Annotated in this window: 8 protein-coding genes and 1 pseudogene; 4 read left to right on the forward strand and 5 right to left on the reverse strand. The window is 60.2% G+C overall.

The genetic code is table 11. From position 1 onward, the window contains the following. The 3 genes and pseudogenes from ABAC402_RS29655 to ABAC402_RS29665 form a co-directional block, all read right to left on the reverse strand. Positions 1 to 790 (reverse strand): annotated as a pseudogene (locus ABAC402_RS29655) (Ppx/GppA family phosphatase); the annotation flags it as partial. 84 nt (positions 791 to 874) lie between these two features. Further along, positions 875 to 3,121: an RNA degradosome polyphosphate kinase gene (locus ABAC402_RS29660; RefSeq protein ID WP_023449384.1), complete on the reverse strand. Its 2,247-nt coding sequence runs from the start codon at positions 3,119 to 3,121 to the stop codon at positions 875 to 877. Positions 3,122 to 3,179: 58 nt separating this feature from the next. After that, positions 3,180 to 3,851, reverse strand: coding sequence for a hypothetical protein (locus ABAC402_RS29665; protein ID WP_023449385.1), 672 nt, complete (start codon positions 3,849 to 3,851; stop codon positions 3,180 to 3,182). Positions 3,852 to 4,002: 151 nt separating this feature from the next. On the opposite strand from ABAC402_RS29665, the gene aspS reads away from it, so the two are divergent. Together aspS and ABAC402_RS29675 are read left to right on the forward strand one after the other, a co-directional pair. Next, complete coding sequence (gene aspS, locus ABAC402_RS29670; RefSeq protein ID WP_031235532.1) at positions 4,003 to 5,799, forward strand: aspartate--tRNA ligase; 1,797 nt, start codon at positions 4,003 to 4,005, stop codon at positions 5,797 to 5,799. 152 nt (positions 5,800 to 5,951) lie between these two features. Next, the gene (locus ABAC402_RS29675) at positions 5,952 to 6,776 is read left to right on the forward strand and encodes a flagellin (RefSeq protein WP_023449387.1); all 825 of its coding nucleotides are present in this window, start codon (positions 5,952 to 5,954) and stop codon (positions 6,774 to 6,776) included. Between the two features lie 269 nt (positions 6,777 to 7,045). Here the strand turns inward: ABAC402_RS29675 and ABAC402_RS29680 are convergent, their stop codons facing one another. Continuing rightward, positions 7,046 to 7,537: a pentapeptide repeat-containing protein gene (locus ABAC402_RS29680; RefSeq protein ID WP_023449388.1), complete on the reverse strand. Its 492-nt coding sequence runs from the start codon at positions 7,535 to 7,537 to the stop codon at positions 7,046 to 7,048. A gap of 93 nt (positions 7,538 to 7,630) precedes the next feature. Further along, on the reverse strand, positions 7,631 to 10,375 hold the full coding sequence (locus ABAC402_RS29685) for a hypothetical protein (protein WP_023449389.1): 2,745 nt from the start codon (positions 10,373 to 10,375) through the stop codon (positions 7,631 to 7,633). Between the two features lie 312 nt (positions 10,376 to 10,687). Between ABAC402_RS29685 and ABAC402_RS29690 the strand changes: the two genes are divergently transcribed. Both ABAC402_RS29690 and ABAC402_RS29695 read left to right on the forward strand, forming a co-directional pair. After that, entirely contained in the window at positions 10,688 to 11,086 is a 399-nt protein-coding gene (locus ABAC402_RS29690) for an NADH:ubiquinone oxidoreductase subunit NDUFA12 (protein ID WP_023449390.1), read from the forward strand. A gap of 10 nt (positions 11,087 to 11,096) precedes the next feature. Then, entirely contained in the window at positions 11,097 to 11,867 is a 771-nt protein-coding gene (locus tag ABAC402_RS29695) for a DUF2155 domain-containing protein (protein ID WP_023449391.1), read from the forward strand. The last annotated feature ends 84 nt before the right edge of the window (positions 11,868 to 11,951 follow it).

Genomic DNA, 11,951 nt, shown 5'->3' on the forward strand with positions numbered 1-11,951 from the left:
GGGCGGCATAGGACAGGTTTTCCATCCGGCGCTTGGTGACCCCTTTGATCCTTTCCAGCGAACCCGTCGATTGCGACGCGATCAAACGGGCGATATTGAGCGCTTCACGCGCCGGCAGTTCAAACTGTTGAACAATCTGCAGCGGGTAGTTCGCCTTTTGCATCCAGATCACGGCGAGGTTTCGCCAGGCGCCGCCAACGGCGTGAAAGGTCTTTTGGTGGAAGCGTTCGCGATGTGGCTCCAGAACCTCGACGATCCTTTTGCGAGTATGTTCGATCAGGATCGGCGACGGCGCACCAAGAGCAAAGGGCCCCAGCGGCAAGGTGATGCCCCGGAAGGCGTCCCCTCCCTCAAGCTCGATCAGTTCCAGCGACGACCCGCCGAGGTCGCCTACCACACCCTTGGCATCGGCGTGGCCGCACAGGACGCCAAGGGCAGAATAGTGGGCTTCTTCAGCGCCGCTGAGAACACGAACATCGAAGCCGGTTTGTGTGCGGATGGTTTCGACGAAGGCAGCGCCGTCGCTGGCGTCGCGAATAGCGGCTGTGGCGACGGTATGGACGTCCTTGAGCTGGTAGGAGTCAATAATGGCACGGAAACGGCGTAGGGCAATCAGCGTGTCGCGACTGCCATCGGGATGGAGCGTTCCTGTGGCCCCAAGGCTTCGGCCAAGGCCGGCGAGGACTTTTTCGTTATACACCGGCCAGATGGAGCGGCCTTCGATCCGGTAGGTAACGAGGCGGACGGAATTGGACCCGATGTCGATGACGGCCGTATTGTAGTTCGCCAAGACGCGGTCTCCCGTGCAGCACTCGCGCAGGCGCTATGGCGGTTTATCCAACACGGCGCAATAGGGAAGTGTTGTGAATCTGCCCTACTTGCGAACACCAACGTGATCAAAGGCTTGGGGCAGGTCCTTGACCCTGCGGCCGCGGCCAGACAGGGACGGATGTGTCATGAAGTAGTCATGCATGGAAAAGGGCCGGTCAAGGTGGCTCGTAACGATTCGGTTATAGACCCCGTCCGCCCCCAACTGCCAGCTTTGGGCTTCGTCGTTCAAATTGGCGACCATGATCTGATCCAGCACCTGGCGGTGAACCGTCGGATTCTCGATCGGAATCAAGGTCTCGACCCGACGGTCGAGATTGCGACTCATCCAGTCGGCGGATGAGATGAATACGCGCGCCTGATCTGACGGCATCGGCTTGCCATTGGCGAAGCAGACAATGCGTGAATGTTCCAGGAACCGGCCGACGATCGATTTGACGCGGATATTGTCCGACACCCCGGGGACGCCCGGCCGCAGGCAGCAGATGCCGCGGATAATCAGGTCAATCTGCACGCCGGCCTGGCTGGCGATGTACAGCTTCTTGATGATGGTGGAGTCGACCAGCGCGTTTAACTTGGCCCAGATCTGTGCCGGCTTGCCGGCGCAGGCGTTGGCGATTTCCTGATCTATCAGGTGGAGCAGGCCGGGCTTTAAAGTAATGGGTGAGAAGTAGAGCTTCTCCATCATTTCGGGCCGGGCGTAGCCGGTGATAAAGTTAAACACCCGCATGGCGTCGCGGCCCAGGTCGGCATTATCGGTGAACAGCGACAGGTCGGTATATACCTTGGCGGTGATCGGGTGGTAGTTTCCGGTGCCGAAATGGCAGTAGGTACGCAGCATTTCACCTTCGCGCCGGACCACGACCGACAGCTTGGCGTGGGTCTTGTACTCGACGAAGCCGTAGACGACGTGAACGCCGGCGCGTTCCATGGCCCGGGCCCACTTCAGATTGGCTTCTTCGTCGAAGCGCGCCTTGATCTCAACCAGGGCGGTAACGTTTTTGCCTTGCTCGGCGCCCTCGATCAGCGCGGCGACGATGGGGCTGTCCTTCGAAGTCCGGTACAGGGTCTGCTTTATGGCGATGACGTTGGGGTCGTGCGCCGCCTGGCGCAGGAATTGGACCACGGCGTCGAAGCTTTCGAACGGGTGGTGTACCAGGAAGTCCTTTTCGCGGATCGTGGTGAACATGTCGCCGCCATTGTCGCGAATGCGCTCGGGAAAGCGCGGTTCGAACGGGGCGAATTTCAAATCGTTGCGATCGCGAGGGATCAACTGCGACAGTTCCGATTGGCCCAGAATGCCTTCGATCAGAACGACATGCTCCGGCCGGGCCCGAAGTTGCCCAATGATGAAGGTGCGCAGATCCTCGGGCATGGTAGCATCGATTTCGACACGGACCACGGAGCCGAGGCGGCGCTGTTTGATCAGGGCCTCAAACTCGCGGACCAGGTCTTCGGCTTCTTCTTCCAGTTCGATGTCGGAATCGCGCAGGATGCGGAACAGCCCGCGCGAGACAATATCGAATCCGGGAAAGATCTGGGGCAGGCAGAAAGAGACAAAATTCTCGAGACTTATAAACTTGCGTTTGCCGCCGCGTGTGGCGGTCTCGATCTCCCAGAAGCGCTTTACCCCGGTTGGGATCGGCACCAGGGCATACATGGTGCGGTTGTCTTTGCGCCGGAGCAGCTTCAGGACGATCGAAAAGCCCAGGTTGGGAATAAAGGGAAAGGGATGGGCCGGGTCAATGGCCAGGGGCGTCAGAACCGGGAAGAGCTGGCTTTCGAACTGCTTTTCCAGCCAGGCACTATCTGTCTTCGACAGGTCTTTGGGGGACAGCAGACACAGGCCGGTGGCGGTCAACTCGGCGCGCAGCTTCAGCCATACGGCCTGCTGCTTGATCATCAACTGGCCGGCGGCGCGGTTAACAGCTTCGAGTTGTTCGGCTGGCGTGTGGCCGTCGGGACTGACGACCCGGACGCCTTCGCGCACCTGACCCTGCAGGCCGGCGACACGCACCATGTAGAATTCGTCGAGATTGTTGGCCGAAATCGACAGGAAGCGCAGTCGTTCCAACAGGGGATGGCGGATGTTTTCGGCCTCTTCGATGACCCTCTGGTTGAAGGCCAGCCAGGAAAGCTCACGGTTGATGTAGTAGGCGCTGCCCAAGGGGGCATCCGTGTCCAGATTGATGACCGGTACTGTCTTGTTCGACGCAGGCATTGCGGCGGGCAAGGCCGCGGCAAGGGCAGCCGGTGCGTCGGTGGCGGAGTGGGCAGTCGAATCGTCGGACATGTCTGAGCTTTGCGATTTTTTGGAGATCCTAGCGCAATGCTGCGCAATGGCCAGTGATTTAGATGTCCCCATCGTCAAACAAGGTTTCGCTCTGTTCCAGGAAGTCCCGGATCAGCGCCTTGTTGAACGCGCGGCCATTGGCATAGTGTTCGAGGTCTGTGACAATTTTTTGTGCCGCCGGGACCGAACGCTCGGCGCGCGCCGACAGATATGCCAGTGTATCGTCGCTGGGGTGGATGAAACGCTCGGCGAACAGCTTCTTCAGCACGACCACTAAAAGGGCTTCATCGGGCTCCGGCAGCACGATCAGACGCATGGCACGCAGGCGCGAGCCCAGGTCGGGCAGGGTCGTCTGCCAGGTAATCGGTTGGACTTTTGTCGTCATGACGAGGTGATGGCCGGATTTTTCGACGTAGTTGCTGAGGTGGAAGAGGGCTTCCTCGCAAGCCTGGTCGGCATCGTCGACGACATAGTTGCCGCTCAGGCCGGCCAGATCCAGGTGCTGCGTGTCCTTCGGGTTCAGCAGGTGCGCGCCCGCTTGGGCGGCGTAGATGTGGCAGAGATGCGTCTTGCCACTGCCGGAGGCACCCTGCAGGATGAGGTGCGGGCTAATCCAGGCGTGCGGCGTCGTAAGGATATCGAGCACGCCCTGCAGGGCCGCATTGACGGCGAAGCTGTCGCGGCTGAAACGGTCGTAGCGTTCGAGGTCGAGTGGAAGTTGACGGGCCATGCCCGGAATCTAGGCCTTACTGTCGGCCATGACAATCGCTGCTGTGACGCGGCTTGTGGATGACTTCGTTTATAGCTTTCGACTTGACAATCGGAGCGCATCATGTGCCCTACGCGGCCTGATTTACAGGCTGATTTTGGGCTTTGCGACCATGCACATCTATCGATCCCACACCTGCGGCGCCCTGCGCCTGACCGACGCCGATTCCCAGGCGCGCCTGTCCGGGTGGATCCACCGCAAGCGCGACTTCGGTGGCCTGCTGTTCATCGACCTGCGCGACCATTACGGCATTACCCAACTGGTGTTCAATCCGTCGTCGCCGGGCTTTGCCAAGGTCGAACGTTTGCGCGCCGAGAGCGTGATCCGGGTCGACGGCAATGTCGTGGCGCGCGATCCCGAGACCTTCAACCCGAACCTGGATACGGGAGAGGTCGAGGTCCGTGTCACCGAAGTCGAGGTGCTGTCGGAAGCGGCTGAACTGCCCTTGCCGGTGTTCGGCGAGCCGGACTATCCGGAAGAGGTGCGTTTGAAGAACCGCTTCCTGGACCTGCGTCGTGAGACCCTGCACAAGAATATCGTCCTGCGCTCGAAGGTGATCCAGTCGATCCGCAACCGCATGGTTGGGCAGGGCTTTCTGGAATACCAGACCCCGATCCTGACAGCGTCTTCGCCGGAAGGCGCGCGCGACTTCCTTGTGCCGTCGCGGATGCACCCGGGCAAGTTCTATGCCCTGCCCCAGGCGCCGCAGCAGTTCAAGCAGTTGCTGATGGTGTCGGGCTTCGACCGCTACTTCCAGATCGCCCCCTGTTTCCGCGACGAAGACCTGCGGGCCGATCGTTCACTGGAATTCTACCAGCTCGACGTCGAGATGAGCTTTGTCACGCAAGAGGATGTTTTTGCTGCGATTGAGCCGGTAATGCATGGTCTGTTCACCGAGTTCGGCGACGGCAAGCGCGTCTCGTCCTATCCATTCCAGCGTATTCCGTACAGGGAGTCGATTGCCAAATACGGGTCCGACAAGCCGGACCTGCGCAACCCGATCGAGATGCAGGACGTGTCAGTGCATTTCGCCGGCTCTGGCTTCAAAGTGTTTGCCTCGATCCTGGAGCAGGACGGTACGGCCGTGTGGGCCATTCCGGCCAGGACCGGTGGTTCGCGTGCCTTCTGCGACAAGATGAATTCTTGGGCTCAGGGCGAGGGCCAAAAGGGCCTGGGCTACATCTTCTGGCGGACGCCAGAAGGCGTGGCTGAAGGTCTGGAAGCCGCCGGTCCGATCGCCAAGAACATCGGCGAAGAGCGTACCGAGGCCCTGCGTCAGCAGTTGGGCCTTGGTAATGGCGATGCCGCCTTCTTTGTTGCCGGCAAGGTCGACGAGTTCGTCAAATTCGCTGGCCTGGCGCGGACGAAGGTCGGGACCGATCTGGGTCTGGTGGATGAGGATCAGTTCCGTTTCTGCTGGATCGTCGACTTCCCGATGTTCGAGTGGAACGAGGAAGAGAAGAAGATCGACTTCTCGCACAATCCGTTCTCGATGCCGCAGGGCGAGATGGAGGCCTTGCTGACCAAGGACCCGCGCGAGATCCTGGCCTATCAGTACGACATCGTCTGCAATGGCTATGAGCTGTGTTCAGGTGCAATCCGGAACCACAAGCAGGAGATCATGCTGAAGGCCTTCGAGATCGCGGGCTACGGTCACGATGTGGTCGAGTCGCAGTTCGGCGGCATGCTGAATGCGTTCAAGTACGGCGCGCCGCCGCACGGCGGTCTGGCGCCGGGGATCGACCGGATCGTCATGCTCCTGGCTGGTCAGACGGCCATTCGTGAAGTCATTGCCTTTCCGTTGAACCAGCAGGGCCAGGACGTAATGATGAGCGCGCCGGCGGATGCGCTGGATAAGCAGTTGAAGGAATTGCACATCCGTACGGCACTGCCGATCAAGCTTGGTTAGATTATGGGGGCGCGGACCCCAAACCCCATTTGTTCACCGAGCTTAGTCAGCTGAAACGCTAATTCTTTAAAAAGTGTTAGCGTTTCCCTGTCATACTGCCCGTCACCTCCGACAGAATGTCCGGGAGGCCTCTGGTTTGACGGTTTCGGAAGATGAATTCCATCAACACCAATTTGGGCGCCATGGTGGCCCTCCAGAACCTGAATAAGATCACAGCGGACCTGCGCGTGACGCAGAACCGCATCTCGACAGGGCTCAAGGTTGCCAGCGCCAAGGATGACGGCGCCCTCTACGCCATAGCCCAGTCGCAACGCGCTCAGGTCAAGTCGCTCGACTCCGTCAAGATGTCTCTTTCGCGAACCTCATCGACCGTCGACGTTGCTATGATCGCCGGCGAGTCGATCCAGGACATGCTGAGCGATCTCAAGGAAAAGGCCCTGGCGGCATCGGACACCTCGCTGGACACGACCGCACGCGATGCGCTTAAGGCTGATTTCGTTTCGATCCGCAACCAGATCACCAAGAGCCTGGCCAATGCCACCTTCAACGGCATCAACCTGCTCAATGGCTCCAGGACCTCAATTGGCGCTCTGGCCAATGCCCAGGGTAACAGTCAGCTGACGGTGATGGCCCAGAACCTGTCGCTGGGCGGCGGTATCATTACCCTGGGGGCGACGGCGGATTTCGCGACCGCGACCTCGGCGCAAAACCTGCTGTCGACCCTGGACGACTCGATCAGCAATGTCTCGGGTGCCCTGGCCAGGTTAGGTACCTCGTCCAAGGCGCTGGACCGGCACGCTACCTTTATTGGCAAGCTCCAGGATTCGATGGAGGCCGGCGTCGGCAAGCTTGTTGATGCCGACATGCCCAGGGAAAGCACGCGCTTGCAGGCATTGCAGATCAAACAGCAGCTGGCCATTCAGGCGTTGTCGATCGCCAACCAGTCGCAGTCCTATATGCTAAGTCTCTTCCGCTAGAGCGAGATGAGTTTTGAAGGAATCAAAACCCCGCTCCAGGCTTTTTTTCTTTGGCGCGCAATATTTCCGAAAAGTGCTGAACACATTGTCGGATTGCGCTTTGGGTTTTTGTTTTGTCGCGCAACTTTTCCGAAAAGTGCTGAACACTTTATCGGATTGCGTTCTTTTTCGACGTCTCACGCCAAACCCGGTGACTCAGGTGCGAAGAAGCCCCGGTCTCACACCGGGGCTTTATTACTGTCTTAGCTGTGTTCGGTCTTCGACAGAAATTATTGATTGCACACCGGGACGCGGATTCCCGCCGGTGCCTGGGTGCTTTCGTCGCCGCAGGCGCTGTCAAACTGCGTCTGGGTCAAACCGGTGGCCGACGACATTTCGGCGCCTGAGAAGTTCACACCGCTCAGGTTGGCGCCGCGGAAATTGGCGTGCTCGAGATAAGCCCCGACGAAATTGGCATTGGTCATGTCCGCACCGGCAAAGCTGGCCCGGCCAAACAAGGCCGCCGAACCGTTGACGTCGCGCAGGTCGGCGCCGGAGAAGTTGCTGCCGTTGAAGATGCCGAGGCCGAGATCTGCCTGACGCAAACGCGCCCCGGCGAAATTCTTGTTCTTCAACGTGCGACCGACGAGATCGGCCTGGAACAGGTTGCACTTGGGGCAATTGGCGCCATTCTGGGCTGCGCCGATCTGGGACGCATTCTGAGCCAGAGCCGGGGAGGCCAGCAGACCGAGGGCCAGGACTGCCAGGGTAATGCGTTTCATTAGAGAACACCTTCGCTGATTGTGGCAATCACTCAGCAAACCCGGTGCCAGTTAACTAATCCTCCCCCGAAAGCGATGGAGGATAAACAGGATTCACTCGTCTTCGTTAACCGCTTCGCGTTTGCGGGCAAACGGTACCACCACCAGATTGTCTGTTGCTGTGCCTCTGGCAAAACCCTTGGAGATCAGTTGCGACGCCGGCATCGCGCCTTCGGGTTCACGCGGTGCATCGCCATGCCCCAGACCATCGGCATTCAAGGCTTCCGGGTCTGCATTGCTCAGGTCGTCGCGGTCGAGATAGGAAATCGCCAACTCCCGAAAGATATAGTCCAGGATCGAAGTCGCCGACCGCACCCGGTCATTTCCCGTCACTGGCCCAGCCGGCTCGAAGCGGGTAAACACAAAGGCATCGACAAACTCATCCAGCGGCACGCCATACTGTAAACCGATCGATATCGCGATGGCGAAATTGTTCATCAATGACCGGAAGGCAGCGCCTTCCTTGTGCATGTCGATAAAAATCTCACCGAGCGAGCCGTCCTCATACTCGCCGGTATGGATGTAGACCTTATGCCCGCCAACCCCCGCCTTTTGGATATAGCCCTTGCGCCGGTCGGGCAGCTTGGTCCGCGACCGCTCGCGCTCAATGATCTTCTCTATGATCCGGGACGACGCCGACGCCGATGTCGAAGCGGGCGCAGCCACCGCTTCATGCGCCCGTCTCGGTGCCTCGTCGTACAACGGGATGTCCAGTCTCAGATCGGCCGGCGGCTCGGCTCGGCTGATCGTGACCGCGCGCAGTTCCAGACCGGCCGCCAGGGCATAGAGCTTCATGACTTCGGTGGGTGTCTGATCCCACGCGACGACCAGGCCGGCGGTCGACGGCGAATCGACAAAGGCCTCGCAGGCCTGTCGCAGGGCCAACTGAGCCTTCAGCCCGGGAGGGGCGATCAACCGCCATGCCGTCTCGTTCAAAACCTTAAGCGAATCCAGTTCGCGGTGCCCAAAAATATAGCCTTCAGCAACGCTTTGTTCGGCGGTAGAAAAACCCATGATATCCAGCAGGTTCAGATCCGAATTTGCCAGATCGCTTTCGCTCAGGCCCCAGATGTCGCGAATAAAGTTGACGTCGAGATGGCGCGTCGAAAACACTTCGCCGAGGCTCGATGCCGTCATTAGCGATTCCTGAAGCTGACTGATCTCAAACTCGCTCAGCCCCTTTGACTTCAGGGCGGTGGCATTGATGTGGGGCGCGTCGTAAAGGCTGCGATGGCCGAGCAGATGGCCGCGGACCTCGTCCCAGTCGGCCGCCAGGGTCTGCAAGCCCTTGATCACAGGCGCTTTCAAAACCGTGACGAAGGTGCCGTCATCGCCTTCCATGGCCCCGCGGACGTCACGGATCGCCTGATCACCCAGGGTGACGCCCAGGCGCAAAGCCAGGTCTTCATCGCAGAACAGGGCTGTCGACTGGGCATTACGCAGACCGGTCAGCTTGGCCAGCTTCAGTGCCGACTGGATCAACTCCAGGCTGCGGCCTTTCAGGTCGCCATGGCCTTTCAGCGCGGTAATCTGGTAGAGCTTGCCGCTCAGCCGGTCAATGAAGGCAGCCTTGTCGGCCTTGAAACCGTCGTGCGGCGAGAGTTTTTGCGCCAGGACGGCCGACGTATGGACTGCCGCGGATTCCAGCAGGGCGAACAGGTGCGATGCGTAGTCGCCGGCGGCGGCATCGCTCAGGGAAATACCCAGTCCCATCAGGGCATCGGTCAAGCCCGCCAGGGTCAGGCCGACCGGACGTTCCGCATGAAGTTTAAGACAGTCGGCATAAGTTTCTGAAAATGCTACAGAAGCTTCGATATCCAATGCCCATGTCCACGCGGTGACCGCGTCCGCGAAGGCTTCCGTCTGGAAGACGCCGGCGTCATCGAAGAACCGGGCGACGTTGAGGGCGGCCTTTGGCGCCAGGTTCTGGCCTTCCAGAGCTTCGGCATCGCGCGGATCGAAAACCAGATGCAGGCCCGGTGTTTCCAGGGCGGTCTCTGCCAGCAGAACGGCCAAAGGATCGCCGGCGCTGATGGTATCGCGGGCAGCGACGACGGCGAGGTGGCGCGTTTTCGTGACGTCCGGCGAGGCCGGCAACCAGCCCGTGTTCCCGGTCTGGCTGAGCTGGATCTGGCGAGCGATCAGAGCGTCACCGGCACCCAGGCTGCGCGCACGCGCGGCGGCGCGGGCGAGAGCCGGATTGTGTTTCAAGGCGGCGGCGTGCTCACCCTCGCTGCGGGCGATGGCGCTGGAAATGTCATCCAGCGCCGCGGCCAACCGGTTCTGGGTGGCGTCGCGCAGCTTGTCGGCGCGGGCATCCACCAGTCGTCGCGTCAGGACTTGACGCCCGGCAGGGTCGTCGAGATAGAGCGGTGCCGCTTCTGTCGCCTGAGGCACGATATCGCCCGCTGTCGGGTGGATGCGGTGCCCGGAAGCAAGACCCATCGCCGGCGCGGCCAGACCGGCGAGAAGCGTGGCTTCCAGTGCTTCGGCGAACTCACTGGCTTCGGCGGGCGAGCCGAAGTGGCCCAAACGCAGGCCCCACTGCGACAGACGATGGGCGTAGTCGGCCATGGCGCCGCCGAAGGCGTCGCTGTCGGCATCTCCCGATCGTGTCCAGGTGCCCGATGGCAGGTCAGCCGCCAGCGAATCGGCCCAGTCCAGCCAGGCTTCTGCCTGGGCGGACGGCATGTTGCGCGGGCAGATGACCTCGGTAAAGGTGCCGGCGCGCTCGATAACGCGCGATTCCAGGTCACCAGGAGCAATCAGACGGCGTAGGGCAGGAGACAAAAAGGCCATGGCAGGGTCCGGAAAAACGCAGGGCTGTGGTTAACTGTATCGCGCAACAGGCGAGACATCAATAAATGTGGTAGGACTTTCAACAATCGTCCACAATATGTTGATGTTGTCGTATTGCCGCTTCGGGGAGAAATTTTGCCGATGTCGCTTTACCAGACCGCACCGGGTCACTATAGTTCGTTGTGATGTGTGACTAAGGACCCGTTGGAAATTAACTGAGTCGGTGCGCGACACGAAGGCACAATTGATTTGTGACCTTAACGCACGTGATGACCTGGTTCATTTCCAGCAGACGCTAAGGAAGTAAGTACCTTGCTGGATAAGATTTTTTTGTGGTGGAGCGGCGCGACCCTGGGCACGCTGTTTACCGTCGGCCGGCGCGGGCGCCAGGTTGGCACAGATGAGTTCGGCAACCGCTATTTCGAAGACCGGTCTGCGTCCAATTCGTATGATGTCGGGCGCAAGCGTCGTTACGTCCTCTACAAGGGCTATGCCGACGCGTCGAAGATCCCGCCCGACTGGCATGGCTGGATGCACTATCTTTACGATACCCCGCCTTCCGAGGAAGCTTTGCCGCGCAAGGCGTGGGAAAAGCCGCACCTGCCCAATATGAGCGGCACGCCCCTGGCGCAGTTCCCGAAGGGGTCCATGAACAACGAAACGCCCGAGCGCCAGAAGACCAGCGGCGACTACGAAGCCTGGAAACCGTAGGAGTTCGACCATGGTCCAGCGCGCGCAAATGAAGGTCTCCGGGAAAGTGCCCTGGGCTGTGGTCGGTGTGGTGGCCCTGTGCGCTGTCGTCTCGGCTTCTGCCCAGACCGCGCCGCCGACCCGCGGTGACGGTGGCCGCCAGGTGCCGCGTTATGTCGACGACGCTGACTACGATCCGCAGCCCTATTATGTCGATGGCGTCGAATATAAGCCCTACACGCCGGAAAAGAAAAAGGCCGCCAAGCCCGCTGCGACGACAGCGGCGCCCGCACCTCAACCGGCGACGCCCGCCGCCCCCGTACAGGAACTAAAACCCTATGTGCCGCCGGCCGGAGTCCAGGCACAGGCCGAACCGGAGGCCAAACCGAAGGCGGCTTCGTCGGCATCGTCGTCGTCGTCGTCCTCCAGCGGCGTGGCCTATGTGAATAAGAAGCGTCCGCGATATGGCACGGCGATCATTGAAGCACTGGACAAGATCAACGCCGAAAGCGTGCGCTTCGAAGCGCCAATCGGCCAGCCGGTGCGCTACAAGGGCCTGATCTATCTGGTCAAGGCGTGCGAAACGACGGCTGACGACGAAGCCCATTCCGACGTTATGGCCTATATGACGGTGCGCACCAATCCACTGCCGGCGACCAATACCTCAGCAGGCACCAAATCCAGGCAGGTCTTCCAGGGCTGGAGCTTTGCTTCGACCCCTAGCCTGAACCCGATGCAGCATCCGATCTATGACGCCTGGATCATCGGTTGCCGCAAGCCCTTGGGCGGCACGGCGAGCTAGAGTGCATTCCGATAAAGTGTGACGCACTTTTCGGACAGATTGCGCGACACAACAAAAATCTAGAGCGGGGTTTTGATTCCGTCA

It is taken from the genome of Asticcacaulis sp. AC402, assembly GCF_000495835.1.
Taxonomy (GTDB): Bacteria; Pseudomonadota; Alphaproteobacteria; order Caulobacterales; family Caulobacteraceae; genus Asticcacaulis.